The organism is Caballeronia udeis, from assembly GCF_044909315.1.
GTDB classification, from domain to species: Bacteria; Pseudomonadota; Gammaproteobacteria; order Burkholderiales; family Burkholderiaceae; genus Caballeronia; species Caballeronia udeis_A.
The window spans coordinates 57,658-83,631 of sequence record NZ_JBIYEB010000021.1 but is presented as its reverse complement, the minus strand read 5'-3'; the positions used below and the strand labels follow the sequence as shown (position 1 = coordinate 83,631).

The 25,974-nt window shown below is 61.2% G+C and carries 25 protein-coding genes; 18 read left to right on the top strand and 7 right to left on the bottom strand.

Features of this window, described 5'->3' with window-relative positions:
- The first annotated feature begins 1 nt into the window (after window position 1).
- The 3 genes from ABH944_RS29070 to ABH944_RS29060 all read left to right on the top strand — a co-directional run bounded on the left by ABH944_RS29070 (window position 2) and on the right by ABH944_RS29060 (window position 1,715).
- Complete coding sequence (locus ABH944_RS29070) at window positions 2-493, top strand: molybdopterin-dependent oxidoreductase (protein ID WP_404610712.1); 492 nt, start codon at window positions 2-4, stop codon at window positions 491-493.
- A 186-nt stretch (window positions 494-679) separates the two neighbouring features.
- Complete coding sequence (locus ABH944_RS29065) at window positions 680-1,255, top strand: nitrogen fixation protein NifQ (protein WP_404610711.1); 576 nt, start codon at window positions 680-682, stop codon at window positions 1,253-1,255.
- A 136-nt stretch (window positions 1,256-1,391) separates the two neighbouring features.
- Window positions 1,392-1,715, top strand: a complete 324-nt coding sequence (locus ABH944_RS29060; RefSeq protein WP_183085537.1) for a winged helix-turn-helix domain-containing protein — start codon at window positions 1,392-1,394, stop codon at window positions 1,713-1,715.
- 38 nt (window positions 1,716-1,753) lie between these two features.
- Here the strand turns inward: ABH944_RS29060 and ABH944_RS29055 are convergent, their stop codons facing one another.
- The 3 genes from ABH944_RS29055 to ABH944_RS29045 all read right to left on the bottom strand — a co-directional run bounded on the left by ABH944_RS29055 (window position 1,754) and on the right by ABH944_RS29045 (window position 5,062).
- A complete protein-coding gene (locus ABH944_RS29055) occupies window positions 1,754-3,127 on the bottom strand; it encodes a DUF2325 domain-containing protein (RefSeq protein WP_404610710.1) in 1,374 nt (457 codons plus the stop codon).
- A 164-nt stretch (window positions 3,128-3,291) separates the two neighbouring features.
- Entirely contained in the window at window positions 3,292-3,789 is a 498-nt protein-coding gene (locus ABH944_RS29050) for a hypothetical protein (RefSeq protein WP_404610709.1), read from the bottom strand.
- Between the two features lie 367 nt (window positions 3,790-4,156).
- The gene (locus tag ABH944_RS29045; RefSeq protein WP_404610708.1) at window positions 4,157-5,062 is read right to left on the bottom strand and encodes a dihydrodipicolinate synthase family protein; all 906 of its coding nucleotides are present in this window, start codon (window positions 5,060-5,062) and stop codon (window positions 4,157-4,159) included.
- A 275-nt stretch (window positions 5,063-5,337) separates the two neighbouring features.
- Here ABH944_RS29045 and ABH944_RS29040 point away from each other — a divergent pair, with 275 nt between their 5' ends.
- The 3 genes from ABH944_RS29040 to ABH944_RS29030 all read left to right on the top strand — a co-directional run bounded on the left by ABH944_RS29040 (window position 5,338) and on the right by ABH944_RS29030 (window position 8,173).
- A complete protein-coding gene (locus ABH944_RS29040; RefSeq protein WP_404610707.1) occupies window positions 5,338-6,291 on the top strand; it encodes a 4-hydroxyproline epimerase in 954 nt (317 codons plus the stop codon).
- Window positions 6,292-6,605: 314 nt separating this feature from the next.
- Window positions 6,606-7,361: an AraC family transcriptional regulator gene (locus ABH944_RS29035; RefSeq protein WP_404610797.1), complete on the top strand. Its 756-nt coding sequence runs from the start codon at window positions 6,606-6,608 to the stop codon at window positions 7,359-7,361.
- A 398-nt stretch (window positions 7,362-7,759) separates the two neighbouring features.
- Entirely contained in the window at window positions 7,760-8,173 is a 414-nt protein-coding gene (locus tag ABH944_RS29030; RefSeq protein ID WP_231936976.1) for a response regulator, read from the top strand.
- A 60-nt stretch (window positions 8,174-8,233) separates the two neighbouring features.
- Here the strand turns inward: ABH944_RS29030 and ABH944_RS29025 are convergent, their stop codons facing one another.
- Window positions 8,234-8,404, bottom strand: coding sequence for a hypothetical protein (locus ABH944_RS29025; RefSeq protein ID WP_404610706.1), 171 nt, complete (start codon window positions 8,402-8,404; stop codon window positions 8,234-8,236).
- A 214-nt stretch (window positions 8,405-8,618) separates the two neighbouring features.
- Here ABH944_RS29025 and ABH944_RS29020 point away from each other — a divergent pair, with 214 nt between their 5' ends.
- From ABH944_RS29020 to ABH944_RS29005, 4 genes are all read left to right on the top strand, one after another.
- A complete protein-coding gene (locus ABH944_RS29020) occupies window positions 8,619-9,290 on the top strand; it encodes a glutathione S-transferase family protein (RefSeq protein WP_404610705.1) in 672 nt (223 codons plus the stop codon).
- A gap of 116 nt (window positions 9,291-9,406) precedes the next feature.
- Window positions 9,407-11,044: an ATP-binding domain-containing protein gene (locus ABH944_RS29015; RefSeq protein WP_404610704.1), complete on the top strand. Its 1,638-nt coding sequence runs from the start codon at window positions 9,407-9,409 to the stop codon at window positions 11,042-11,044.
- Between the two features lie 8 nt (window positions 11,045-11,052).
- Entirely contained in the window at window positions 11,053-11,550 is a 498-nt protein-coding gene (locus ABH944_RS29010; protein WP_404610703.1) for a putative pterin-binding protein, read from the top strand.
- Window positions 11,520-13,355 (top strand): ATP-binding response regulator, encoded by a 1,836-nt coding sequence (locus tag ABH944_RS29005; RefSeq protein ID WP_404610702.1) that lies wholly within the window; start codon window positions 11,520-11,522, stop codon window positions 13,353-13,355. Before ABH944_RS29010 ends, ABH944_RS29005 begins: the two co-directional genes overlap by 31 nt.
- 22 nt (window positions 13,356-13,377) lie before the next feature.
- Here ABH944_RS29005 and ABH944_RS29000 read toward each other — a convergent pair whose 3' ends face one another.
- Window positions 13,378-14,232, bottom strand: coding sequence for a helix-turn-helix domain-containing protein (locus ABH944_RS29000; RefSeq protein ID WP_404610701.1), 855 nt, complete (start codon window positions 14,230-14,232; stop codon window positions 13,378-13,380).
- Between the two features lie 558 nt (window positions 14,233-14,790).
- Between ABH944_RS29000 and ABH944_RS28995 the strand changes: the two genes are divergently transcribed.
- The gene (locus tag ABH944_RS28995; RefSeq protein WP_404610700.1) at window positions 14,791-15,531 is read left to right on the top strand and encodes an OmpW/AlkL family protein; all 741 of its coding nucleotides are present in this window, start codon (window positions 14,791-14,793) and stop codon (window positions 15,529-15,531) included.
- 9 nt (window positions 15,532-15,540) lie between these two features.
- Here the strand turns inward: ABH944_RS28995 and ABH944_RS28990 are convergent, their stop codons facing one another.
- Window positions 15,541-16,479, bottom strand: a complete 939-nt coding sequence (locus ABH944_RS28990; RefSeq protein ID WP_404610699.1) for a hypothetical protein — start codon at window positions 16,477-16,479, stop codon at window positions 15,541-15,543.
- Window positions 16,480-16,775: 296 nt separating this feature from the next.
- Between ABH944_RS28990 and ABH944_RS28985 the strand changes: the two genes are divergently transcribed.
- From ABH944_RS28985 to ABH944_RS28955, 7 genes are all read left to right on the top strand, one after another.
- Window positions 16,776-18,113, top strand: coding sequence for an MFS transporter (locus tag ABH944_RS28985; protein WP_404610698.1), 1,338 nt, complete (start codon window positions 16,776-16,778; stop codon window positions 18,111-18,113).
- Between the two features lie 299 nt (window positions 18,114-18,412).
- Complete coding sequence (locus ABH944_RS28980; protein ID WP_404610697.1) at window positions 18,413-18,721, top strand: hypothetical protein; 309 nt, start codon at window positions 18,413-18,415, stop codon at window positions 18,719-18,721.
- Between the two features lie 319 nt (window positions 18,722-19,040).
- Window positions 19,041-21,194, top strand: a complete 2,154-nt coding sequence (locus ABH944_RS28975) for an ATP-binding protein (RefSeq protein ID WP_404610696.1) — start codon at window positions 19,041-19,043, stop codon at window positions 21,192-21,194.
- Window positions 21,191-23,218 (top strand): hybrid sensor histidine kinase/response regulator, encoded by a 2,028-nt coding sequence (locus ABH944_RS28970; RefSeq protein ID WP_404610695.1) that lies wholly within the window; start codon window positions 21,191-21,193, stop codon window positions 23,216-23,218. Before ABH944_RS28975 ends, ABH944_RS28970 begins: the two co-directional genes overlap by 4 nt.
- The gene (locus ABH944_RS28965; RefSeq protein ID WP_404610694.1) at window positions 23,215-23,859 is read left to right on the top strand and encodes a response regulator; all 645 of its coding nucleotides are present in this window, start codon (window positions 23,215-23,217) and stop codon (window positions 23,857-23,859) included. The genes ABH944_RS28970 and ABH944_RS28965 overlap by 4 nt, the downstream gene beginning before the upstream one ends.
- A gap of 121 nt (window positions 23,860-23,980) precedes the next feature.
- Window positions 23,981-24,241: a hypothetical protein gene (locus ABH944_RS28960; RefSeq protein WP_404610693.1), complete on the top strand. Its 261-nt coding sequence runs from the start codon at window positions 23,981-23,983 to the stop codon at window positions 24,239-24,241.
- A gap of 386 nt (window positions 24,242-24,627) precedes the next feature.
- Entirely contained in the window at window positions 24,628-25,416 is a 789-nt protein-coding gene (locus tag ABH944_RS28955) for an iron-containing redox enzyme family protein (RefSeq protein WP_404610692.1), read from the top strand.
- 169 nt (window positions 25,417-25,585) lie between these two features.
- On the opposite strand, the gene ABH944_RS28950 is transcribed toward ABH944_RS28955, so the two are convergent.
- A complete protein-coding gene (locus ABH944_RS28950) occupies window positions 25,586-25,873 on the bottom strand; it encodes a hypothetical protein (protein WP_404610691.1) in 288 nt (95 codons plus the stop codon).
- Between the last annotated feature and the right edge of the window lie 101 nt (window positions 25,874-25,974).

Genomic DNA, 25,974 nt, shown 5'->3' with positions numbered 1-25,974 from the left:
AATGAGTGAAGCCCACTCCCACGCAGTCGCGCTCGAAACCACGGCGAAAACCGTCCTGTCGCTTGAAGGAGATTTCCTGCGGCCGTTGACTATCGATCTTGCGGAATTCAGGGAGCAACCCAACGTCGTTGCCGATCCGTTCGATCTGCGTTGTTATACGACGAACCGGTTTATCCGCAGTGTCGACACGTATCGCGGGGTGTTGCTGAAAGACCTGATCCTGAAAGCCGGCCTGCGTCCGGAGCCGAAGGGCGAGTTCAAGCGCACGGTATTCATTGCGGTCGCGCACGATGGCTACGCGGTCACCTTCTCATGGCATGAACTGTTCAATACGCCAGTCGGCGAGCACGTGATCGTCGCGCATGAATGCGGAGGCCGCGCGCTCAGCGGCGAGGACGGCGTGCCCATTCTGTTTTCAGGCGCGGATATTCTTCCCGCGCCCCGTCATGTAAAACGGCTGGTGCGCATCGTGGCGAGGGTCCTGACTGTCTGATGGCCGTCTGAAACCCGGTGACCCTCTGGAGCCCGGGGCGGCGAGGCGCTTCTTGCAATAAGGGTTAGCGAGACACGGGCTTGACTGCCAGCTGCGATGGCATACTGGTTTTGAGTTGATCCTTCGCGTGACATCCGCGTTCGGCTATTTCGCTGCCGCACCCTGCGATACCTCTGGCATCCGGCAATGACACACCTTCTCGCGACGCGCGCCGAGCTGCTGGCCGCCTCCGCCACCCCCCATTCTCCCGGCACCGCATTGTTCGCCACGCTGCTTGCCGCGCGCGACGAGCCTTCTTTGCTTGGGTTGTCGCGGGCACAAATCGCCTTGCTGTATGGCCGGCATTTCGGTGCAATGCAGCCGCCGGGCGTGGGTTTGCTTATCCGCTCAGAAGAGCAGGCAGGTTTCGTGAGCGCGCTTGAGGCTTTCCTGCTGAGCCATGCTCGAGCGAATGACGTGGCCGGCATGGCCGACGCGAACTGTCTCGCGTCGATCATCGCCCATGCGTGCTTGCGGCCGGACCATCTGTGGCGTGATCTCGGGCTGACCGGGCGTGACGACGTCACGAACATGCTCAACCGATATTTCCCCGCGCTGGTGGCACGCAACGTTGACGGGATGCGCTGGAAAAAATTCCTGGCGCGCGAGCTTGCGCTGTCGCTGGGAAAACCGCCGCAGCCCGCGCCGGGGTGCCCGGGCTGCGAGGATTTTGGCTATTGCTTCGGCGGTGAATCCGGCGCTAAATCGGGAAGCCGCGCCTGAGCGCCGCGGTTACCCGACGCACTGGTAATGGCGCCAATGCATGGGCCTGTCGGCCTCGTGTATGCTTTCGCGCATGGCCAAATCCGTGAAAGATCCAGCGACTTCCCTATCCCGTCAACCCGAGGTGCGTTTTCGCATGCGCATTCGCCAGGCCGATGCCGTGGCAATCGGCCCCGGGAAAATTGACTTGCTCGAGGCGGTGCATGCGCATGGTTCGATCTCCGCCGCGGCACGCAGTCTCGGCATGTCGTACCGGCGCGCGTGGTTGCTTATCGACGAGCTGAACCGCACGCTCAAAGCGCCCGCAACGTCTTCGGAGACGGGTGGTTCGGCGGGCGGCGGTTGCGTGCTGACGCCGGTTGGCGAAAAGATCGTACGGCTTTACCGTGAGATTGAAGCGGAAGCGGCCAGGACCTGCGCGCCGCAGATTTCCGCACTGACCAGGCTTATGAAGCGCTGATCAGGGTGCATGCCACAGCAAGCTCAAGGCGCAAGGGCTTAGCCGTGCCGCAGGCAGAAACGGGAGGCCGGCGGCGTATTGCCGGACTTGCCGGATTGCTGCGACGCCCGGCTGAGCCGGGTCATCAATTCCACGAAGCTCGCCACGCTCGCGGTCCTTAGCGGGTGATAGTCGACCTGATGACGGTCGCATACGCGCTTGAGCAGATTCATGGAGTCGTGGTCAATACAGTCAACGGGAAACACCACAATATCCGCGCGCGGGAGCGCTGCAGCAAACATGCCCTTGCGGTCTTCTATGCCGCCATCGTGGACGACAAAATCGCCCCCCGCCGATTCGACCAGTTGCCTTAGCGCGGCGTTCGAACCGGGCCGGCCGCCCACATAAACCACGCGCTTGCCACTCAGGCTGGTCAGGTCCTCAGCCTTTGAACCGGCTTCGCCGCCCTGTGCCACCAGCGCCTGTTCTAGCGCGTTGCATTCGGCCTGAACCACGTTGAGCGTGGCGATCGTATTGTCCAGGCGCTGGCTCAGTGTCTGCGCGTGGCGCTGCTCGTCGAGCGCACGTTGCTCGGCCGTTTCCCGGCGGCTCGTGTGAATCGCGAGGCGTTCGTCGCGCGCAGCCAGTGCCTCGCGCAGCGCCTCGATTTCAGCCTCCAGGTTGACCTCGGACGTATCTGGCCGACGCTCCGCCTTCGCGGACAATTCGGCCACTTGCGTGCTCAGTTGACGCAGTGACGCGTCGCGCTCCGTCGTCAGTTCGTGCAGTTTTTCTTGTTGCCGCTCGATCTTGTCCTTGAGCGCCGCGTTCTCTTCTTCAAGTGCAACCAGGCGGTGGATGTCGGCCCGGTTAGCCACACCCACGAGATGGGATAGCATGTGCAAGTCGCCGAACGCGGCCTGACGCACGCTCATGATGGCGTGCGGATGTGTCATCACCGCCCAGTAAGCCGGCGGAATATCGCCGCTCTTGAGCGCGTCTTTCCAGAGTGCGAGCAGGGCTTCCGGATCTTTCGCCACTTCAAAGCGGCGCACGGCGCCTGAGTAACGCGCATCCAGTGCCTTCTGCAGCGCCTTGGCGGCCGCGCCGCCCTCTATCGCGAGTTCCACCGCAGCGTGATGAATTTCAAGGTCCGTTGCGTGCTGCCGGTCGAGATCCGTAAACTTCGGCACGAGTTTTCTAAGCTCGTTCGTGCTCAGGCATGTGCCGATGACGGAGCAATGCAAATGCGAATCCAGATCCGATAGCCGCGCCCGGCGGTGCGGACTGCGAAGCTGTGCTTCGGTCGGTGTGCAGCACGCATCCGCCGCGCCGGCGGGAGTGGCTGAATAAGCGGCTCCATAGGCGCCCGCGGCGCTGGTCGATTCACCGGACGGGGTGCGAGCAAGGCGGAAGGGGGGAACGGATTGCACATTCACCTCGAATCGATCTGGATGTCAAACGGCTGAACAGACAATGGCTCCCTGCCTGTTCGATAAACGGATATCGAAATATACCATTGAATATAACGGTACGAATTCGGGCGGTTATCCAATGAAATCAACATCGGCTTGGGCCGGTCTGTCAGGGGTTGCCTTCAGGCGGACACGCCGCTGCCCGCACGCTCTCGATAGTGCCGCTCCAGCACATGCTCGACGCACAAGCCGACGAAGGTGGCGTCAAGGCGCTCGAGACTTCGAGCAACCTGCTGAAGGCCGGCGGTCCCGCTCCCGGGCGAGGCCTGGAATACCAGGTCGCGCTGTTGTTCGGCAGACCGCGCGGTTTTGATCGCAAACGTCAGGTCGTCGAGACGGCCGAAGTCGAGCGCACGCGCATGATCTTCAAGGGAAGACAAAAGGTCTCCGAGTGATTGGGCGGTGGTGGATTCGAGGGAGCGGGCATTGCCGCGGATGTCCTCCAGCATCAGGACAAACCGGGCGACGCTTGCGCGCAGGTTCCGGAATGCATCGACCACTTCCCTGATCGCTTCTGTACGCTCGGGATTGCGCGCCGAGTTGAGCGGCGTGATCGCAACCGACAGGTCGTGGCGTAGCGGGGCGCAAGCGCGGGGTGTCGATGCCTGTTGCCCGGACATGGGGGAATCCTCGAGATGTATGAGTGAACCGGTTTCTTTGCGCCGGCAGCGTGAGAAAGCGGTAGCTAACGAATAGTATCGTGATATTCCGTAGAATATAACGAGTGCGGATTTTTTGTCTTGGGCGTTAACGGGGGTCAGACAGCGCCTGGCCGGTTTTCAGGCTTTGGAGCGTGCCCGGTGGGCTGCTTTATGCTCAGGCGGCAACGCGCCGGGCACGGGAAGTGGAGCCAGGAAGGCTCATTTTTTTCGGCCGGCAGATCAGGAGGGAGTAGGGGATTTGGCAGGAACTGGAACTGCGGTGGCTGCGGCCTGTTCGCATGAGAACAGGCCGCAGCCGCCGAGGGTAAAACTTCATTCAGGACATTCAGAATGTTGGCAACACCGGCCGGGTTTCGATCGAACGCTTGATCAACGCTTCCACCGCGAGACGTTCTTCGCCTGCAAGCGGCAGGCGCGGCGGCCGGACCGGTTCGGTGCCCAGACCGACCATTGCCTCGGCCAGCTTGATGTTCTGCACCAGCTTCGCCGAGACGTCGAGCGCCAGCAGCGGGGCGAACCAGCGGTAGATCGTCCGCGCTTCTTCCAGGCGGCCCGCCTTGAGCAGCTTGAAGATAGCCACGGTCTCTTCGGGAAACGCGCAAACCAGCCCCGCAACCCAGCCGTGTGCGCCCATCAGGCAGGCTTCCATCGCGAGGTTGTCGACGCCGCAAAAGAGCGCGTAGCGATCGCCGACCGCGTTGATGAGATCCGTGAAGCGGCGAACATCGCCGGCCGATTCCTTGATCGCGACGAGCTTCTTTTCATCGGCGAGTTCGGCGAACATGTCCGGTGTCACGTCAACGCCATACGCGAGCGGGTTGTTGTAGACCATGATCGGCAACGGACTCGCGCTCGCGACCACGCGGAAGTGGTTGAGCGTTTCGCGCCGGTCCGACAAATAACGCAAACCCGGCAGCACCATATAACCGGCAGCGCCGTGCTTGACGCCCAGTTCGGCCTGGCGGCAACCGTCCAGGGTGCTGTTTTCAGCAATGGTCAGCAGCACGGGCACGCGTCCCTGCGCTGCATCAACCGCGATATCCAGCACGTCCAGCTTCTCGTCGAGCGAGAGCGTTGACGCCTCGCCAAGCGATCCGCAGACGATGATACCGTCCACGCCGGCCGCGATCTGCGCCTCGATATTCTTCTTCGTCCAAGCACTGTCTATGCTGAAATCCGCATTGAACTTGGTCGTGACGGCGGGTATTACGCCTTCCCAGATATGCGCCATAGCGGCTCTCCTAAAAGTGATCGGTTGAGAGCAGTCTAAGCATTGCAGAAAATACCGTCTTGCATGTTGCACGCAACTGCGATGCCGATTTCGGCACAACTTCAAGACCACAACCTTCCCAAGTGCACGGCTTGCCCATTAGGGAATCGGGCCTGCAGCCAGCATTATCCGAGGGCTCCAGACTTAAGAAAACTTGCTCCATCTATGCCGAAATCGGCATCAAATCCGTTGAGCGGCACCAAGACGGATCCAGTCCGAATTTCTACGATGTCAGCATGAAAATCCTATACTTCATCGATTCCCATACGGGCGGCGAACCCACTCGCCTCGTCACGTCGGGCGGACCGGATCTGGGCGCCGGCACCCTGGCCGAGCGCCTGGAAAACCTTCGCACGAAACATGACGACTGGCGTGCGGGTGCGGTCACCGAGCCACGCGGCTCGGACGTGATCGTGGGGGCGTTGTTGTGCGAGCCGGATGATCCGGGGTGTGCGGCGGCCGTCATCTTCTTCAATAACGTCGGGTACCTCGGCATGTGCGGCCACGGCACGATCGGCCTGATCGTGTCCCTTGCTTACCTTGGGAAGATACAACCGGGCTCGCACCGGGTCCAGACGCCGGCGGGTGTTGTGGAGGCCACCCTGCATGAGGACGGCAGCGTGAGCGTGCGTAATGTCCCGGCGTATCGATACCGGCAGGCGGTCAGCGTGAACGTCGACGGCTACGGGTCGTTGACAGGCGATATTGCCTGGGGAGGCAACTGGTTTTTTCTCGTGGCCGATCATGGCCAGGATTTGGTTGTAAAGAACCTGGCCCGGCTGACGGCGCTTACAAACGCCATTCGCGACGCATTGCAGACGCAAGGTATTACCGGCGCGGACGGTGCAATGATCGACCACATTGAATTGTTCGCGGACTCGCCGCGTGCAGGTATTGACAGCCGCAATTTCGTGCTGTGTCCCGGCAGCGCCTACGACCGTTCGCCGTGCGGTACAGGGACAAGCGCGAAGGTTGCATGCCTCGCCGCTGACAACAAGCTGGCGGAAGGCGAGGTGTGGCGCCAGGAAAGCATCATTGGCAGCGTGTTCGAAGCGAGCTACCGGCGCTCCGGCGAACTCGCGGGCGGGGCGGTGATTCCGACCATCACCGGACACGCGCACATCATGGCCGAAGGCCGCCTTTGCTTCGACAGCACCGACCCGTTCGCCTGGGGTATTCCTGCGGCGTGAATGCCCGACCGGACACTCGCGCGGCGGCACGCGCCCACCCTTTCGTTCGTTCCCCGGCAGCCCCGGGTTTCCCTGCCGTCAACACCAATTTTGACGGACGCTTCCCGCCTCTATAATCGGGCACAGCGCGGTGCGCGCCCATGCATGCGGCCTACGCGGCATTGACGGCACTTGCGGATCCCGACGATGCCAGCGAGACGCGAATGACCACTACGACGGACAGTCCGGCGCATGCTGAGCATGAACGCGGCGCCACGCCGCCGGGCTTGCACGCTACGCTGCACGCGCCTGCGGGTGCGGCGACGCTCGAGGCCATGCTGCAGCATTTCAGGCTGCTGGAACCGGTCTTCGACGCCATGCCTGATATCGTTTTCTTCGTGAAGGACGCGCAGGCGCGGTATGCCCTGGTGAACCGTGCGCTGGCTTCGCGCTGCGGCTTGAAGGACAAGCTGGGGCTGCTTGGCAAGACCGCCGAAGAAGTCTTTCCGCAACGCTTTGGCCGCATTTACACCGCACAGGACCAGTCGATCATCGCGCAGGGCAGCCCGATGATCGACCAGCTCGAACTGCATCTATATCCGGCGCGCCAGCCGGGCTGGTGCATGACGTCCAAGCAGCCGCTCCACGATTCCCGCGGCGAGGTTGTCGGCCTGGCCGGCATCTCGCGAGACCTGCAGGCGGACGAAGGGACGCATCCGGCTTACAGCCGGCTCGCGGCTGTCGTCCAGCATATTCAGGCCAACTTTGTGCAGCCTCTGAACATGCCGCATCTGGCGGCCATGGCGAATATGTCGATTGCGCAGCTCGAGCGTTATTTCCACAAGGTGTTTCATCTGACACCGCGCCAGGTGCTGCTCAAGACACGGCTGGATGCAGCCACCGCGCTGCTTGTCACGCACGAGAAAGTCACCGACGTAGCGGCGTTATGCGGCTATACCGACCACAGTGCGTTCACGCGGCAGTTCAAGGCGACCGTGGGCCTGACGCCGACCGAATATCGCGCGCTGCTGCGCACTCATCATGTGGCGGCGCACCCTGCAAGCCATGGCGCCGCAAAGCTTTCCATGTGATATCCGCGTCAATATCGCCGTCGATAAGTCTGAACTTTCGAACCGGCACGCCGAGGTAAAAACTTACCTGCGGCGCCGCCCGTTCGCCCCTTTGCGCAGATCCGTTGCGAGCCCATTAGGGTTTGCGCAAACGCATGCGTGCCGGGGCTTTCGCCGTGGTTCCTCATGCAGTTTCTGCGCTCGGTCTGGTTTTTGCTGCAAGCATGCTCGACAGGCGATCAGGCATACTGCGCCCGTTGAAATTTCTTAATCCGCGCGACGTTCGACACCGGCGTGCGCGGCACATCACACGGTGCCGCATGGAGCTCATGCCATCGTGCCGCAAGGTCCGCAGTGAGTGAGACGCGAGAGCCGCGACGCGGTCGCCGGAATCCTGTTTGGGGCTGTTAGAAAAGATAATGATGAATGAAGTAGCGAGACTGGGACATGCCAGGATTGTGTTGATAGAAGATGACCTTGAGAGCCGCGAATCACTGCGAATGCTGCTGGAGGAGGAAGGCGCGGAAGTCGTTGCCGTGGCGGACGCCGAAGAGGGCGCCGAGACGGTCATCCGGGAGTTGCCCGACGCGGTCATCTGCGACATCGACCTGCCGATGATGGATGGTTTTTACCTGATCCAGCGCCTGCGTGACCATGAGATCCGGGGCAACCTGACGCCATCGATTGCGATTGCCCTCACAGGCCATGACGGAGACGAATACCGCTTGCGAAGCATCGGCGAAGGGTTCCAGCACTTCATGACCAAACCCGCGCATCCGGATGTGCTTGTGACACTGATCCAGCAGTCACTTAGTACGCGCGTGCTGTCCTGAGCCGATCCGCCCGCCGCCAACAAGCGCCGGGCGGATGCGCCCGGCGTGCTGATGACGGTCTTATGACCGGTCGCGGTTGCGCGCGCGGGTGGCGCCGGTGATGACCGCTATACCCAGCAGGATCACGTCGACAATCAAGATGATGTGCTGCGACACGTGCATGGCGATCAGCGCCCATGACACGCCGCCAATCAGGATCAGCCAGCCCAACAGATAAATAACCAGGGTCATTGAATTGTCCTTTTGTGTTGTTTTGGTCTGGAAAAGCGAACAAGCAGGAAACGGCAGCTCGCGTCAGATCATTGCCGTCGCACAAAGCGGGCCTCGTCCTCGAATCCGGTGCGAATCCGAAGATGACCTCAGTGTGAATACGAACGCCCGTACGCGGGCTTGTTGTATTCTTGGCGCGGTCATGCCCGGACTTCAACCCTTACGGCTATCCCCCATGCTGATTGTTCACCACCTCAACAATTCCCGTTCGCAACGTGTGCTCTGGATGCTGGAAGAACTGGGGGTCAATTACGAAATCAAGCGCTATCAGCGTAATCCCGGCACCATGCTCGCGCCGCCCGAGCTGCGCGCCGTGCATCCGCTGGGGAAGTCGCCGGTCATCACGGACGACGGCCAGACTATCGCCGAGTCGGGCGCGATCATCGAGTACCTGAACGAGCGTTACGGACAAGGGCGCTTCGCACCCCCGCACGGCATCACGCCGGAACGCCTTCGCTATAACTACTGGATGCACTACGCCGAAGGTTCGGCCATGCCGCCGCTGCTGCTGAAGCTGGTGGCGCTGCGCATTGCCAGCGCGCCCATGCCGTTTTTCGTCAAGCCTATCGCGCGCCGGATCGCGCAAACCATGCAGGACAGTTTCATCGACCCGCAATTGAAACTCCACTTCGGCTTCATAGAGAGCGAGCTGTCGAAGTCCGAATGGTTCGCCGGCGATTCCTTCAGCGCCGCCGACGTGCAAATGAGCTTCCCGCTCGAAGCCGGAATCCAGCGCGCGGGCGCGAGGACGCTGCCTCACGTGGCGGCTTTCGTGAAGCGGATTCACGCGCGTCCGGCCTATCAGCGAGCATTGGAGCGCGGCGGAAAATACGATTTTGCCGACTGACCCGGAACGGCCGCGCGGCTTGCGTACAATGGCCGCTGGTTCCCGGAATCCTGCCTGAATCAGGGTCTTTCCGGCTTTTACACGCATTCATACGCACTTAGGCGCGAAGGCGAAGCATGGCTCGAATCGTCCCCGACGACTGGAAGAATATGGAAGCGACCGGCGCGGCCGTGCGTGAACTCGACACGCTCGCGCTGCTCGCAAAACTTCCCGACGAATACACCGTCTACCACGGTGTTCACTGGACCCGTATCAACGAAGGTTTTTCGGTGTTCGGCGAAGCGGATTTCGTGGTGGTCGCGCCGTCGGGCCGGGTGCTGGTCATTGAGCAGAAGGCGGGGTTCCTGCGCGAGACCCCCGCGGGCCTGATGAAGGTCTACATGCAGAAGGAGCGCAACGTCGCCATCCAGCTGGCACGCACGCTCGAGAACCTGCACCGGCGTTTCACGGCTGCATTCGGCGCGGGTACCTACCGGATTGAAGAGCTGCTGTATTGTCCCGACTACACGGTGAAGGACGCGTCCATTGCAGGCGTACCTGAAGCGCGCATTGTCGATGCCAGCCGCAAGGCGAAGCTGCCGGCGGTCGTGCTGGACATCCTGCCGCCCAATGAGCCGCGTTTCGAAACCTCAGCGCGGATCCATCATTTTCTCTCCGACGAACTCGCGCTTACGCCCGATACCAACGCGCTGGTCGGTCAGGCCGACATGCTCGTCACCCGGCTCTCGGGAGGCCTGGCCACGTGGGCACGCCGGCTCGAGTTCCAGCCGTTCCGGCTGCGCGTGATTGGCACGGCCGGCTCGGGCAAGACGCAACTGGCGGTGCAGGTGATGCGCGACGCGGTGGCGAAGGGCCTCAGCGTGCTCTACGTGTGCTTCAACCGGCCGCTTGCGGATCACATCCGCCGGGTTGCGCCGCCCGAAGCACGCATTGCCAATTATCACCAGCTCAGTGCAAGCGTGGCGCGCGATGCGGGCACCCCGCCGGACTTTAGCCAGCCGAACGCATTCGCTACGCTGGAGGAGCGGTTCGCCAATGTGGAGATTACGGAAAACTGGAAGTTCGACATACTGATTGTTGACGAAGGCCAGGATTTCCAGGCGGTCTGGGTGGACGCGCTGGCTCGTTTGCTGAAGCCGGACGGCGCGTGGTGGTGGCTCGAAGATCCCATGCAGAACCTGTATTTCCGCGACCCCGTGCCGTTGCCCGGCTGGACCACGTTGCGCGAGACCACGAACTATCGCAGTCCGCGCGACTTGCTCGCGTATATCCGGCGGATCGTCGGACGCGACGTGCGGCTTGATGCGGGCAGTCCGTTCGACGGTTCCGAAGTCAGTCTCTCCACTTACGAAAACGGCCATCCCGACGAAGTGATCGAGGCGACCAAGCGGGCCATTACCCAGGCGCTGGCGCTTGGCTACCGGAAGCAGGACATCGCCGTGTTGTCCTTTCGGGGGCGCGAGGGTTCGGTGCTGATGTCGGTCGACCAGCTCGGACCGCATCGCCTGCGCAGTTTCACCGGCCGTTACGATTTGTTCGGGAATCCGGAGTATCGGGAAGGCGACGTGCTGCTCGAATCGATCTACCGGTTCAAGGGACAGTCGGCGCCCTGCGTGATCCTGACCGAAGTCGATTTCGACACCTTCGACGAACAGGTCGCGCGCAAGTTCTTTGTCGGCGCAACGCGTGCCACCATGAAGCTGATCGTGGTGGCGTCCGAACGTGCGGCGCTCGCGTTCGACGAACAGCATTGACCGCCGCCATGACACTGCAGCGGACCTTGGGATTGCTGGCGGCTTCGCTGCTCGCCTCGTTGCCTCTTGCCGCGAGTGCGGCTCCGTTGGCGCTGGACGTGCAAGGCATGATCGGGCGCACCAACGACGCGGACCATACCGTGTATCACCTCAGCGAAGCCGACCTGCTGAAGCTTCCTGTGCACACCATCACGACCTCGACCACCTGGACGCCGAAATCCACCTTCGCCGGACCGTTGCTCGGGGACGTGCTGAAGCTGGTGGACGCACGCGCCGACAACGTGGAACTGCGCACGATCGACGACTATTCGTACACGGTGAGCGCGAGGGAAGCCGAGCATTACGGCGCGATTCTCGCGTACAGCAGGGACGGTGTGCGTCTCACGGTCAGCAACTTTGGGCCGCTGTTCCTGGTCTATCCGCGCGACGCTTACCCGTCCGAGCTGAGCGGGTCGGTCGCCGAGGCCAAGTTCGTGTGGCTGATCAAAGCGCTGGTCGTGAAATGATGCGTGCGCTGTTCCGCCGTTTCAAGGTCGCCATGCTGGTCGCTGCAGCCATTGCGCCGCCGCTGGCGGGGGTCGGCTACGTGCTGTATTCCGTTCTGCTGGCGAACCAGACCACGCAGCAACTCACCATGCCGTACGACGGTTTCTACTGGGACGGTGCGCAATTCCAGATTGCGTACGGCCGCTTTGCGAACCAGGTGCTGTTGTATCGCAGCGGTATTGACGCCGATACCGACGAGATCCAGCTCCGCTTCGAGGTGCTTGAATCGAAGCTGGCCATTGTCACCGCTTCCACCGCGATGCTCTCCGACGGCGGCACCCTGCGGAACCGCCAGCAGGAAATCCTGCGCCAGCTGGACGCGGCGCTCGAGTCCATCGAAACGGATGTCGAAGCGCTGGGCCGCGAGCCCGGGCGCACGCTGAAGATCATTGGCGTCTTGCGGCAGAACCAGGATGCAGTGAACGAGTTGGCTAACGGACGCCGCGTGGTCGACGTGGAGGAGCGTGACTACATTGCCCGCGATTTCATTTCGAAGCGGCGTTACCTGTTCGGGGCGGGCATGCTGCTCGCGCTGCTCTCCATGGTCGCCACCGCCATGCTGCTGCTCAACGGCTACCGGCGTTCGAAGCTGATTCACCAGCAGCGAGCGGCGCTCGAAGCGCAGCATCAGGCAACCCGCGCTGCGCGCGAAGCATCGCAGGCGAAGGATGCGTTCCTCGGCATGATCAGCCATGAATTGCGCACGCCGTTGCATGCCATTGTGTCGTCGGTGGAATTGCTCGAACTGAACCTGCATAGCGAAAGCGACCGCAAGATCATCCAGCGGCTCGAGACCGGTGCACGCCATCTCGAGGCACAGATGCGCGACCTGACCGACTTCGCGCGGCTCGGCGCCGGCAAGCTTGAATTGCGGCTGACCGTATTCGATCCAATGGAACTGCTTGACTCCATCGTGGACGCGAATACGCCGGCAGCGGTCGCGAAGGGCCTGGTATTGCGCGGGCAGTTCTCGGGCGAGGCGGGGCTGGTGGAATCGGATCAGCACCGGCTGCGTCAGATCGTGACGAACCTGGTAACGAACGCGATCAAGTACACCGACTCCGGCTCGGTCGATGTCCGTTTCGAACGCTCGCTGGAACGGCTCGATATCTCTGTGATCGACACCGGTCCCGGGATTGCACGCGAACAGTTACCGCTGATCTTCAAGGAGTTCACGCAACTCGATTCATCGACCACACGGCGTTTCGATGGCGCCGGCATGGGACTCGCGGTCGTTCGCGGGCTGGTCGAGTTATTGGGCGGTGTGGTCAACGTGTCGAGCGACGTCGGCCGGGGCGCGGCGTTTCGCGTGAGTTTGCCCGCTGCGCCGGTGGCGCGAATGCCTGAGCGCGAGCGCGCGCCCGCAGACTTGCCGCCGTTGAAGAAAGCGCGCGTGCTGGTGATCGACGATCACGATTCCATCCGCGAGTCGCTGACTGAAATGCTGGCGCACCTGGGTTATGCAAGCGTGGCCATGCCCGACGTGGACAGCGCGCTCGCGTGGCTGGAGAGCAATCAGGCCGACGTGATCCTTGCCGACCTGCACATGCCGGGCAAGGACGGCTATTCGTTCGTCAATGAATACCGGGCACGGCGGGCGGCGGGCGCGAGCTTGCCGGTGATCGCGGTCAGCGCTTATGCGCCCGATCTGGTCGACCCGAGCGCCGCCATCCTGTTCTTCGATTACCTGCTCAAGCCGGTGCGCTACGAAGTGCTGAAAAGCGCATTGGCGCGGGCGTTATCGGCGACACGCCGGATCCATTGAGCGGCGTGCGTGCCGTTGCAAATCAGGCGCGTTGCAAGCGCTTCGAGAGATCGGCTACCAGGATCGCCATGCGCGCCGGTTTCTCGAAACACGTGACGTTGTATCGCTGGATGATGTCGCTGATTTCCGATTCGCTGGCCTTGCCGGTGGTCAGTTCGCCCGTCAATACGAAGATGGGTGCATCCGGATTGTCGGAGTTGCGCACGGCGCGGATAGCATCGGCCGATGTGTGCGCGCCGAACAGCCAGTCGATCACCACCGCGTCGAACACCTGTGTCTGCAGCGCTTGCGAAAACCCTTCCAGACCATATAGCGCGACCGCTGTGAATCCGCTGCGCTCGAGGTAGTCGTGCAGGTTGTCGGCGGAGGTCTGGTCGTCGTCCACGACTGCGATCAGCGGCTTGTCCATGTCGGTGCGGCGGGGCTGGATCTCGATCTTGTGGACATCGTGGGCGGCGTGCAGCAGCACGCCTTCATGCGTTGTCACGAGCCAGCGGCCGTTCATGTTTTGCGCAATGAAATCCGGGCGGCTACCCGGTTCGAGCGCCTCGCCAATCCACGCAACGCACGGAATCTCGATAGCGCCAAGCATCAGGACGGCGTCCTGAGCCGTGCCTTCCGTGTCGTCCACGTCGGCGTTCTTCGCGTCGAAGAGCTGCAGTGCAGGCTCGCCGAAAGCTTCGGCGACGCGGCGGATCTGCGCGAGTGTCCACGGGCTGTTACCGCGCAGCTTTCGATGTCCTTGCGAAAAACTGAGGTCGAGGATCCGGCACAGTTCGGCGGTCTGCTGCCGCTTGCCAATGCCGTGACGATTCATCAGGTCGCGTACACGCTGGGCGACTGCGAGGGAATCAGAGGATGAGGTTTCTGTGACCATGCTGCCTGTGGACCGGTAAAAGCGCGTGATGGGTTCGAAGACGGTGACGCGGTATGGCGTGGATGGGGCTGTATTGTAGGCGTAAGAGGGGGTTTGTTCGAAAACTCTTGAGAAGATAAAGAGGGCTTTCGCAAGGGACGTGCGCTTCGTGTCGAGTCGAGGAAGCACGGTCCCGGCCGATTCGCACGTAGCAAACGTTCTCGTGCGTTGTATGACGGCATGAAGCCGTCCGAAGCAACATGAGCGGCCGGCGAGTGCTCCGGCTATTTCATGCGCAGGCGTCAATCGCTTTTCCGGCGCGAGGCGGCATTTGGGCTGCAACACGCCGACGCGGTTCAACAACCATCTGTCATCAGGTCCGGTCAAGCCTGGTATCGCGATGCATCGACAGACAAACGCGCAGCAAATCCGGTGCCTGAATCGGGGGCCTGCGTCGAGTTCCTGATTCTTACCAGATTCCAGAAGTATTGCTCCACCGCCAGGGGAATTATTCGTACGATCGTTCGCATAGAATCTTCTCCAGATCCACTGACAGGGTCGGACAAAAACGGAGGAGACATGAGCATGCAGATACGAGCGTTGGGCGTGATGACGGTGATGGCCGCATTGTTGATCAGTACCGGCGCGCATGCGCAGAGCGCAGGCGACGTGGTCGCGAACCTCGGCTGGTTTCATCTGTCGCCGCAGGATTCGAGCAAGCCGCTGACGGTCAGCGCGTTGGGTATGAGTACGACAGAAAACGGTACGGGAACATCTGTCGACAACGCGGACACGTTTGGCCTGACGGCGACTTATTTCATTACCGATCACATTGCCGCCACGGCGGTGCTCGGCGTGCCGCCCAAGTTCGATCTGTCGGGCAGCGGAACGCTCTCGTCACTCGGGCAGATGGGGACGGCTTATGAATGGAGCCCGACCCTGCTGCTGAAGTATTACTTCAATGACGCTCAGAGCCGCCTGCGGCCCTATCTTGGCGCCGGTGGATCGTATGTCTGGTATAGCGGTGTGAAGCTGAGTCCAGTCATGTCCAGCGGCAGTTTCCTGTATTCCTCAACCTATGGGACGGCACTGGAAGGACCAACGACAGTGAAGCTGAGCAGTTCGTTTGCGCCGGTCATCAACGCAGGGCTTTCCTACAACATCAACAAGCATTGGTCCGTCGATGCCTCGCTGTCTTATATGTGGCTTTCAACACGCGCCACGCTGACCACCCAGTCGAAACTGGGCACCGTGACGAGCAGCACCAAGATCAAACTCGACCCTATCGTCTCGTTTGTTTCGATCGGCTACCGTTTCTGACCCCGGGGTTTAACCCGGGTTGCCGACCGTGACCGGATCGAGCCAGAGTTCCTTGCGCCCGACCGGTACCCACGGGGGAAGAAAGGGGTTTTTCAACTCGATCAGGACGCGTCGTTCCAGATGCAGGCCGGCCACGGCCTGCGCAAAATTCTTCTGGAACAGCGCGTCAAAACTTCCATCCTTGCGCATTGCCTCCAGCCCGTCCCTGATTCGCTGCGCGAGCATCGGGTAAGACTTGTTGACGTAGAAGAATTGCGCATAGGAATACCGTATCAGCAGGTGAGTCTCTATGGCCATGTCGGGGTACTGGGCGTGAAATGAAATGAGTTCGGGCGTGATCTCGAGAACGCCACGCGGGAACAGATCAAAGCGGCGACGGGCCAGCATCGGGAACAGCAGGTTGTAGTGGCTCGACGTGACCAGGGGAATGCCGTTGAACCGGTACACGGGCACGTCGCCCCAGTCCTGACCCTGCCCGACGCTCAGGAGACGAAGGCCCTGGATGTCGTTGACTTCGTTGATCCGCGCCTGGTTGTCGCGCCGGATCAGCGCGACCCGATAACCGAGCAAACCCTTGTCGATAGGAATGGCAATCGGAATGGTCTGCGCGTTGAGGTCGGGGTGACCGGGATCGCTCGCGATCACATTGATGAGCCGGCCCGATATCACCTCCTCGATCTCGCGCTGCGTAGACATTGGCTCGGAGTATGCGTCTATGACGTACGGTCCGTAAGCGGGGATCGTATGGTCCAGCGCTGCTATGAGAAAGTCCCAGCGCCTTTCCCGAACGACTTCGTCCGCCACGCGAAGGAGGCGGATATGCATGGCCGCATCCTTCGGATCGCTCGCCTGGGCCGTAGCAATGCCGGTCATTGAAAGACTGGCCACGCTCGCCAGCAACGCGGCGCCGGCCAGAGCACGAACGCCGGCTGTCCAATCGCTTCGCATATGCCTTCTCATGACGGGTCTCGTGGCGCTGGCGCCTGGACAGGCAAGCGATGTGTTCCTGGCAGGCGTTCATGCATCATTGCCTGCGGACAATTCTTCCGAATCCGGGGCTCCCTTCGGGGGAGTCGGCCAATTCTGCCGGTAGCCGGCCTGACATCTTCCACGCATTAATCAGGAGCCCACGGGCACATACTACTTCCCGCTTCGTCTTAGGAGCACTATGCTTTCTACGGCAAAGAGAAATGAACATTCGACGCATGACGAAGGTTTGAAAACTCTGACTTGGAGGAAGGCTGGTGGAACTCGAATCCCGTACTTTGGGACGTGTGACGATGCGGCTCGTCCCGTTCCTGATCCTCTGTTATTTCATAGCGTACCTGGACCGCGTCAACGTCGGCTTTGCTGCGTTGCAAATGAACAAGGACCTTGGGTTTTCTTCAAGCGCCTTCGGCTTCGGCGCCGGGATCTTCTTCATTGCCTATTTCTTTTTCGAAGTTCCGTCCAACCTCCTGCTTGAGAAATTCGGGGCGCGCCGCTGGATTGCCCGGATCATGTTCACCTGGGGCATCCTCGCCGGCGCCATGGCGTTCATCCCCGACATCTCGCGGTTCACGGGCATGTCGGCGGCGCACGTGTTCTATACCCTGCGGGTGCTGCTCGGAATCGCCGAAGCGGGCTTCTTCCCCGGCATCATCTTCTTCCTGACGTTGTGGTTTCCAGCGGCGTACCGGGCCCGGGTGGTCGGCTACTTCATGGTGGCCATCCCGCTGTCCACCGTGATAGGAGCACCCATCTCCGGTGCGTTGCTCAACCTCGATAAACTCGCAAATCTCGCGGGCTGGCAATGGGTTTATCTGATTGAGGCATTGCCGGCCCTGTTCCTGTCGTTCGTGGTCCTGTTCTATCTCACCGACAAACCAGCCGATGCAACCTGGCTTGCCGCAGATGAGCGCGACTGGCTGGTGACACGGCAAGCACAGGAACGTGCGCAGCGGGAGGCCGTGCGTTCCTTCAGCGTGCGGGAAGCCTTGTTCAACCCGCGAGTCCTGGCTGTCGCGCTTATTTACTTTGGCGCCAACGCGACCAACTATGGCCTGAGTTTCTTCCTGCCGCAGATCGTCAAGGGATTTGGCCTTGGCAATGTCCAGACGGGGCTGGTGACATCGCTGCCGTATGTTGTCGGTGCGTTCAGCATGATCCTGTGGGGACGCCGCTCCGACCGCAAGCTTGAACGCAAGTGGCATGTGGCTATCCCGTTGCTGGTGGCAGCCGGTGGGATCGCGGCATCAACCGCACTGGATGATCCTGTGCTGAAAATGATCGCGCTGTCCATTGCGGGATTTGGCATCTTCGGCTGCCTGCCGGTGATCTGGACGCTGCCCGCCGCATTTCTTTCGGGGGCGGCCGCAGCGGGCGGCATTGCCGCGGTGAACTCACTCGGCAACCTGGCCGGATTCTTCGGACCCTACGCCATGGGGTGGATCAAGGACAGTACCGGCAGTTTCGCCGCCGGCTTGCTCTGCCTGTCTGGAGCAGGACTGATCGGTGTTGCGGCGGTCCTGCTGCTGCGCCACGACACCGCTCTGGAAAACGCGCCCGGTCCGCTTGTTGAAGAAAGCTCGGGGCCCGCTTAAGGGCTTACGCCGTGCTTGGCACAAGTCACACGCAAACCTCCACGCAAACCACACAAACCAGGATCAAGGAGCCCATGCACGTGGGCTCCTTTGGCTCCTTATGCACCCAGGCGGGACGGCGCCTTGCCGCCGGTGCTGCCATCATTCCCTTTCCCCGCAGCGCATTTTTTTCCGCATAAGGATTTCCTGACAGGGAAATCAGCATACGTCCCGGCTCAATATCCGCGTTTCCTGACTGTGCGAGACGGGTCACCCGCCTAGAATTTGAAGGATCGAAATGGGTCTTCCGGTTATCCACCATGATTCCGTATCTGTCCGAGCGCGAAAACGCGGTGGAGCATATCCACACTATCTGCCTGCGCTTGTTCGATTCATGGTGTGAGAACAGGAACGTGATTCCGCTCGCTTATCTGATGCATTGCTGGCCCCTGATCAACAGCGGTCCCATATCGATCAGACGTTTGGCTGACACCATGTGGGAGCTGCGTAAATTCCACTCGGAAACGCTCGACGGCGACGATTCGGGTGCGCTGTGCGATCTGGCCGATTGCATCGACGAGATTCTGGGGAACTCGTTCGGCTCGTTTAATATCGCGGCAAACGGCTAAGCTTGCGCCATGTTTTCATGCTGCGGTGAACTAAATGAATTAGAAAGCTTGAGGGCATCGGTTGTTTCCGTTCGAGTCCTCCGGCTGTCTGCTCAAGCGCTTCCAGGAAAAGCATACGGAAGTGATCGTCTCAGCCAGTTGATTCCAGTCCGCAGCGGGCGCGTGCGATGAGGCGCAACGCCGGTCTGCTCACTTAAACCATCTCAGTACCGACGGTATGCAACACGCGTGGCCGTCCGCCCGATGAACTCACGGGAACCGTCATTCGGCAACGAGTGCGGATTCGAGAAAACGAGAATCAGGGCACTCGCGGGGAGATATGGTTCTCAACACGTTCAGCGCGCTGTGGAGTTCGCTGGGCCGCTTCCGCCACAGTGTGGTCCTGCGGCTTCTCGCGACTGTCCTGTTGTTCAGCTGCGGGGTCACGCTGGTGCTGACCGCGCTTCAACTCTACGGCGACTATGAGCGCGGAATCGCGCTTGTCGAAAACCGGCTGTCGGATATCGACCAGAGTTATCGCGACAGTCTCAGCGAGGGCTTGTGGCGCCTTGACCGGCGGCAACTGCAACTCGAACTGGATGGCATGCTTCGTCTTGCCGACATTCGTGCCGCCGAGGTCCGAGAGACCGGCTCGATCGCCTCGCCCCTGGTGGTGAGCGCCGGCAAGCGGATGAAGGATGCAGTCATATGGCGGCAATTCCCGATCTCTTACCGCGTTCGCGGCACCCAACGCGTGCTCGGCACGTTATACGTCGAGGCCACGCTCTCCGATCTCTATGGCGCGCTGGCACAGACAGCGCTCGTGATCCTGGTGAGCCAGGCGGCCAACACGTTCCTCGTTGCGCTGTTCATCATCTATATCTTTTCGCGGCTGGTTACGCGGCACCTTGCCGCTATCGCGCGGCTTGTCGGCCGCTACGATTTTCGCGAGTCGCCGCGCCCGTTCGCCCTGCAACGTCGCCCACCCCGACGGGCCGACGAACTCGATCGCGTGGTCGCCGCATTTCACGCAATGGGGGTACGCCTGCACCTTGCCTATCTCGACGAACGCAATGCCGCCATGCAACGCGAGGCACTGCGTTCGGCCGAGGCGGCGAACCGCGCGAAGGGCGAATTCCTGGCTAACATGAGCCATGAGTTGCGCACGCCGCTGAACGGCATCCTGGGCTATGCGCAGATCCTGCAGCGCGACAGCGCGCTGAACGAACGGCAGCACGCGGGCGTGGCCGTGATCCAGCGCAGCGGCGAACATCTGCTGACGCTGATCGACGACACGCTCGACTTCGCAAAGATAGAAGCAGGCAAGTTGCGGCTTGAGATCGTCGACGTGGCACTGCCGGATCTCGTGGATGCGATTCGCGAGATCATCGGCGTGAAGGCGGAGGAGAAACAGCTCGAATGTGTCTGCGCGATCGCGCCCGATGTGCCGGACGGCGTGCAGGCCGACCCGCGGCGGTTGCGGCAGGTGCTGCTCAACCTGCTCGCGAACGCCGTCAAGTTCACTGATAGCGGCAGGGTGAGCCTGCTTGTCACGCGGACCGCTGCCGGTGCAGTGCGGTTCGAAGTGCGTGACACCGGCATAGGTATTCCCTCGGACCAGTTGCGAAGGGTTTTCGAACCGTTCGAACAGGTCGGCAATCCCGAGCGCCGCGCCGAGGGCACCGGACTCGGGCTCGCCATCAGCCGGGAGTTCGTGCGGGCGATGGACAGCGAGATCCACGTCGAGAGCGAGATCGGGCGGGGCAGTCTCTTCTGGTTCGAACTGATGCCCGCCACGACGTTACGCTCGGGTCTTTCCCGGGACCCGGCTGCACGCGTTGCGAGCGGCTATGAAGGGCCGCGCAGGAAGGTGCTGGTGATCGACGACGTGGGGGTCAATCGCACGGTCATTGCGGAATTGCTGCACCGGCTCGGTTTTGAAATCATGGAGGCGGCGAACGGTCGCGAGGGACTGGAGAAGGCCCAAAGCGAGCGCCCGGCACTGGTCATTACGGATATCGTGATGTCCGGCATGGATGGCCTCGAGACTACGCGGCGATTGCGTCAGACACCCGGGCTGGCCGATCTGCCGATCATCGTGGTGACTGCCAGCCCGTCCGGTGTCGACGAGAGAAGGAGCCTCGAGGCCGGCGTGAACGCGTTCCTTCCCAAGCCGGTCGATTTTGGCCTGTTGCTGGCCAGGATCGGAACATTGCTGAAGCTGGAGTGGACCTATGCGGCGAGGGGCGATTCCCCGCCGTGCCCATTTCCCGATATGCCGGCTGGCGTGCAGGCGGCGCAGATGGATGAGCTGCATCGTCTTGCGCGGCTAGGCAACATGCGTGACATCATTGCCTGGGCTGACCGCATTTCGTTAATCGATCCGCAGTGCGAATCATTTGCAACACATCTGCGCGGGCTGGCGAGGGGCTATCAATCGAAGACAATCCTCCGGCTGGTCGAGCGCCATCTTGAAGCGAGGCCGGCGCCATGAACGAGACAAGCGCCGGCCTCGGCCCGGACGCCGGCGAGCCGCCAACCATTCTTATTGTCGATGACATGCCGGCCAATCTCGGCCTCGTGGTCGACAGCCTCGCCGACCGGGGCTTTCGCGTGCTGGTGGCGCTCGATGGCGTGGAGGCGCTTGAACGCGCGCAGTTTTCGCAACCGGACCTGATCCTGCTCGACGTGAAGATGCCCGGCATAGACGGCTTTGAAACTTGCCGCCGGCTCAAGATGAACGAACAGACGCGGGACATTTCGGTGATCTTCATGACGTCGCTGACTCGCATCGAGGATCTGATCGAGGGTTTTGCCGCAGGCGGCGCGGACTATGTGACAAAGCCCGTGCGGGTCGACGAAATGATGGCGAGGATCGGCACGCATCTGTCGCTGCGTGCAATGCACAAGCAGCTTGTCGCGCAGAACCGGCAGCTGTCGAACGAGGTGAGCGTGCGCCAGCAAGCTGAAGCAGCGCTGGCTCGCGCGCGCGACGAACTCGAGGCGCGGGTCGCGCAACGCACGGCGGAACTGGCGCGGGCGAATGCAAGCCTGCGGCTGGAGATAGAGGAGCGCAGGCGAGCGGAAGCCAGGCTGCTGTCGAGCGAGGCCCGTTTCCGCAACATCGTGGAGACCAGTCCGCTGCCGTTCTGCATCACATCAATGCCGGACGGCACGCTGCTCTACATGAACGAGCCGTTTCGCAAGCTGTTCGGTCTCCCCCTCAGGGGCGAAACGGACATTCGTGTGATCGATTTCTATGTGGACCCCGCTACGCGAGACAGGCTCGTGCGGCAGTTACGCATGCTCGGGGCTTTTCGCAACACTGAAGTCCATTTCAAGCGGCCAGACGGCAGCACATTCTGGGCAATCCTGACCGCCCGGGTGGCGAGCTTCGACGAAGCGCCTGCCATCTATGTCGGTCTTAACGACGTCACCGCACGCAAGCTGGCCGAGGGGAAATTGCGTGCGAGCGAAGCGAGCCTCGCGAACGCGCAGCGGCTTGCGCGGCTCGGTGACTGGGAGTGGGATACGACGGCCGGGGTGATTCATTGGTCTGACGAGATGTATCGGATCCTTGGATTGGTGCCGCGTCTTTCGCGGCCGACCTACCGCACGTTTCTGGCGGCCGTGCATCGAAGCGACCGGCCGCTGGTGCGCCACGCCGTACGGGCGTTGCTGGCCGAGCGGCGGCCATACGGCCTGGATTGCCGTGTAAGCGGCGCCGACGGCGTGGTGCGGATCGTCCAGTTCCAGGCGGAGGCGATGCCCGGCGCCGAGACCCGGTCGCTCAAGCTGGTCGGCACGATCCAGGACATTACCGAGCGCAAGGGTATCGAGCATGAACTCCTGGAGTCGCGCGAACAACTGCGCGAGTTGTCTGCCTACATGGAAGCGATTCGCGAAGAAGAAAGAAAACGCATAGCGATGGAAATTCATGACGAACTCGGGCAGTTGCTGACCGCCCTGAAGATGGATGTCTCCTTGCTGAAGATGCGTCTGGCCGATGACTCGGGCGCCGCAAAAAAAGCCGACGACATGCGCGAGCTGGTCGAGAAGACGATCTGGATGGTGCGCAACGTCGCGAGTCATCTGCGGCCTGCCGCGCTCAACTTCGGCATCGTGTCGGCGCTGGAATGGCTGGTGGAAGATTTCGGCCGCCGCAAGGGTCTTTCCTGTCAGCTCTGGATCAATGGCCGCGAGCCGGTTCTTGAAGATGCCCATGCCACGGCGGTGTTTCGTATCGTTCAGGCGTCGCTGACCAACGTTGCGCGCCACGCGGGTGCCTCGCGCGTTGACGTGACCTTGACCAGCACCGGGACGGCCCTCGATCTCTATGTCAGCGACGATGGCTGCGGTTTCGACCCGGCGGCGGCACGCAAAGGATATTCATATGGACTACTCGGCATGAGTGAGCGTGCTCGTTTGATTGGTGGATCGCTGCGGATTGACAGCTCGCCTGAAACAGGGACGGTGGTGTCGATTCACGTGCCGCTGGATGGCGGAGCACGCTCATGATCAGGATCCTGATTGCCGACGATCACGCCATCGTGCGCAGCGGATTGAAACAGATCATTGCCACGACAGAAGACATTGTTGTCGCGGGCGAAGCGGCGCAGGGCGCCGAGGTGATCGAGAAACTGCGTACCTGCCACGTCGACCTGCTGCTGCTGGACATGACCATGCCCGGCATCAGCGGCGTTGATCTGATCCGGCGGGTGCGCACCGAACACCCTGTGCTGCCGGTCTTGGTGCTCAGTATCCACAATGAGGCGCAGGTGGTCGCGCGTGCGGTGCGCGCCGGCGCGACCGGTTATGTCACGAAGGACAGTGATCCCGACATCCTGCTTGCCGCCATTCGCAAGCTGGCCGGCGGGGGCCGGTTCATGGATCCGAAGCTGGTCGACGTCATGGTTTTCGACACCCACTCCATTGACGCCGCGCCGCACAAGATCCTGTCGGACCGGGAGTTCCAGGTGCTGCACTTGCTCGCGGCGGGCAAGAGCATCAACGCAATAGCCGACGTGCTCGTGCTGAGCGCCAAGACCATCAGCACGCACAAGATGCGGCTCATGCAAAAACTCGGGATTGAGAACAACGCCGAACTGATCCGCTATGCGATCAAGCATGGTTTGACATCCGAACGAGATGGGTCGTAAGGATATTCCGACAAGAAAAGCAGCAGCGCCTGAGGCCATAATCCGTGTCTCCCGACGGACAAGAGATTGTGTTGCTCCTAGCATGGTCCTATGGGCTGAATAGCACACCACGGAGAGTCTTATGGTTGCGCCGGAGCTGTCGTTGCGTGTACTGGTTGAAAAATGGCTGGGCGCAGTGAGCGCCGGGCACCTGCATGTGCGCGCCATTCATCGTATCCGTGCGGGGCGCCGCCGGTGCATCTGCGTTGAAGTGGAACGGACCTCCGGCTTCGCAACCAACGCTTTCACGCTCTTCTTTTTTCGCCACGATGACGGCGCCTGGCACATCTATCCGCCCGAAACCGTACGCCCCGCCATGAGTCTCGGACGGCTGGCCGCTTAAGCGGGCCCGGCTAGTCGCTCTCCGCCAAAATCTAGAAAAAACCGACACCCCGGCGATCGCCCCCGTACAAGCACTTCAATGCGCCGCGTGGACTAAGATCTCAGACGGGCTGCGTCGACTCTGCGCAGGTCTTGATCTCTCAACCGTTTCCAAGGTCCAGGAGCCCGGGCGCAACATCGCTGCGTGTCGAAAAAGGATGCCGTTGCGATGTTGTCTGAAGAAATGCCTTTATTAAATGTTCCGGGAAATGTGCGCGTCTGCATATAGGAAATTCTTCTGCTCCCCGAAGCTTGGCGAGCATCACGATGGCGAGTTGAGATCCGGTTATACCCGCATAGGGCGCCGAAGCCCAACACCTGAAACCCATTCCTGTGAGAGATCATCCGATGAAAGCAGACTTCACCCGTACCGGCGAACTCAAGAACATCGCCAGCTATCCGAAATGGCTCCAAGAGGTAGTCAAGGATTGCGAAGAAGCGAAGCGAAAGGTTGTCTATCACCCGCTCTGCAAGGCCATGAAGGACGCGACGCTAGATATCGAAAGTACGCATCGTTTTCTGATTGGCTTCTTCCCGGTCATTGAGCAGTTTCCGCAGTTCATGGCGTCGAACCTGATGAAAGCAAGGTTCGGTAATTCACATGGCGAAGGGATGGCGCGCTCCTATCTCATCCAGAATATCCGGGTTGAGAACATGCATGCCAAGCATTGGCTGCAGTGGGCGGGAGCGAGCGGCCTTGAGCTTGATGACCTGTTGTCGCAAGAGGTGCCCAGCGAAATGCATGCGCTCGCGCACTGGTGCGGCCATGTCAGCCTTACCGACGAACTGGCGGTGGCGGTGGCGGCAACGAACTACGCAGTGGAGGGCGCAACCGGTGACTTCTCGTGTTTCGTCTGCTCTGAAGAAACCTATGCGCTGACCTTTCCGGAACCGGTTCGCAAGTCGGCGATGCGCTGGCTCAAGGTGCACGCCCATTACGACGATGAGCACCCGTGGGTCGCGCTGGATATCGTGGCCACGTTGCTGGGGACCAATCCGCCGGTGGAGTCGATCAACAAGATCCGCGCCGCCATTCGCAAGAGCTACGACTATATGCGCATGACGCTTGATTACGCGTATGGAACGCCAAAGCCGGTGACGGTACGTGCGGTGGAGGAAGAACCGGTGGCGGCCTGAGTGAGCCGGGCATGAGTGGTTGACTAGCGGCGCCGGTCATCGAATGACAGGCGCTGTTTTTTTGATGGGTGCATGCCATGCTATCTGGCGTGAGAGATGCAATCGGCGCGCAATAGACCGTTGCGGCGGCAGGACATGTGTTGTCCTGACTATATACGTCCACCGTACTCTAGGCGCCTTTCTGCTCGCGTGAATCGGCGCCTGATGTCAGCGTCGCGGGCTCCTTGCTGAGGAGCGCCACCAGCAGCGCGGCAAGCGGCACGCAAAAAACGAGTACCGTTGTCATCAGGCTGTTGGCCGAGCCAAGTGTGAACAGCGGAACAATGATAGCGATCGCCGGCCCCAAGGGCAGCATCACGAGCAGGTACGCGCTCCAGCTCAGCCCTCGTTTGCCTGCAATCGCGGCGACTATTGCTGCGCAGACGCCGTACAGCAGAAAGCCCGTAATGGGTTGCATCGTGTTCCCCGGATTTACGATTTAGCCAAAGTGTATCGACGACGAATACGGGGACCAACGAGAAAACCTTCTGATGTGTGCGCTACATCACAACCAAAAGA

Excerpts from the sequence above, each read along its gene's own strand:
- ABH944_RS28975 (WP_404610696.1), top strand. The coding sequence starts at position 19,041 with ATGGTTCTCAACACGTTCAGCGCGCTGTGGAGTTCGCTGGGCCGCTTC.
- ABH944_RS28990 (WP_404610699.1), bottom strand. The coding sequence starts at position 16,479 with ATGCGAAGCGATTGGACAGCCGGCGTTCGTGCTCTGGCCGGCGCCGCG.
- ABH944_RS29045 (WP_404610708.1), bottom strand. The coding sequence starts at position 5,062 with ATGGCGCATATCTGGGAAGGCGTAATACCCGCCGTCACGACCAAGTTC.
- ABH944_RS29050 (WP_404610709.1), bottom strand. The coding sequence starts at position 3,789 with ATGTCCGGGCAACAGGCATCGACACCCCGCGCTTGCGCCCCGCTACGC.
- ABH944_RS28995 (WP_404610700.1), top strand. The coding sequence starts at position 14,791 with ATGAGCATGCAGATACGAGCGTTGGGCGTGATGACGGTGATGGCCGCA.
- ABH944_RS28955 (WP_404610692.1), top strand. The coding sequence starts at position 24,628 with ATGAAAGCAGACTTCACCCGTACCGGCGAACTCAAGAACATCGCCAGC.
- ABH944_RS29060 (WP_183085537.1), top strand. The coding sequence starts at position 1,392 with ATGCGCATTCGCCAGGCCGATGCCGTGGCAATCGGCCCCGGGAAAATT.
- ABH944_RS28960 (WP_404610693.1), top strand. The coding sequence starts at position 23,981 with ATGGTTGCGCCGGAGCTGTCGTTGCGTGTACTGGTTGAAAAATGGCTG.
- ABH944_RS29000 (WP_404610701.1), bottom strand. The coding sequence starts at position 14,232 with ATGGTCACAGAAACCTCATCCTCTGATTCCCTCGCAGTCGCCCAGCGT.
- ABH944_RS29015 (WP_404610704.1), top strand. The coding sequence starts at position 9,407 with ATGGCTCGAATCGTCCCCGACGACTGGAAGAATATGGAAGCGACCGGC.
- ABH944_RS29030 (WP_231936976.1), top strand. The coding sequence starts at position 7,760 with ATGATGAATGAAGTAGCGAGACTGGGACATGCCAGGATTGTGTTGATA.
- ABH944_RS29010 (WP_404610703.1), top strand. The coding sequence starts at position 11,053 with ATGACACTGCAGCGGACCTTGGGATTGCTGGCGGCTTCGCTGCTCGCC.
- ABH944_RS29070 (WP_404610712.1), top strand. The coding sequence starts at position 2 with ATGAGTGAAGCCCACTCCCACGCAGTCGCGCTCGAAACCACGGCGAAA.
- ABH944_RS29025 (WP_404610706.1), bottom strand. The coding sequence starts at position 8,404 with ATGACCCTGGTTATTTATCTGTTGGGCTGGCTGATCCTGATTGGCGGC.
- ABH944_RS29065 (WP_404610711.1), top strand. The coding sequence starts at position 680 with ATGACACACCTTCTCGCGACGCGCGCCGAGCTGCTGGCCGCCTCCGCC.
- ABH944_RS28980 (WP_404610697.1), top strand. The coding sequence starts at position 18,413 with ATGATTCCGTATCTGTCCGAGCGCGAAAACGCGGTGGAGCATATCCAC.
- ABH944_RS28950 (WP_404610691.1), bottom strand. The coding sequence starts at position 25,873 with ATGCAACCCATTACGGGCTTTCTGCTGTACGGCGTCTGCGCAGCAATA.
- ABH944_RS28970 (WP_404610695.1), top strand. The coding sequence starts at position 21,191 with ATGAACGAGACAAGCGCCGGCCTCGGCCCGGACGCCGGCGAGCCGCCA.
- ABH944_RS29040 (WP_404610707.1), top strand. The coding sequence starts at position 5,338 with ATGAAAATCCTATACTTCATCGATTCCCATACGGGCGGCGAACCCACT.
- ABH944_RS29035 (WP_404610797.1), top strand. The coding sequence starts at position 6,606 with ATGCTGCAGCATTTCAGGCTGCTGGAACCGGTCTTCGACGCCATGCCT.
- ABH944_RS29020 (WP_404610705.1), top strand. The coding sequence starts at position 8,619 with ATGCTGATTGTTCACCACCTCAACAATTCCCGTTCGCAACGTGTGCTC.
- ABH944_RS28965 (WP_404610694.1), top strand. The coding sequence starts at position 23,215 with ATGATCAGGATCCTGATTGCCGACGATCACGCCATCGTGCGCAGCGGA.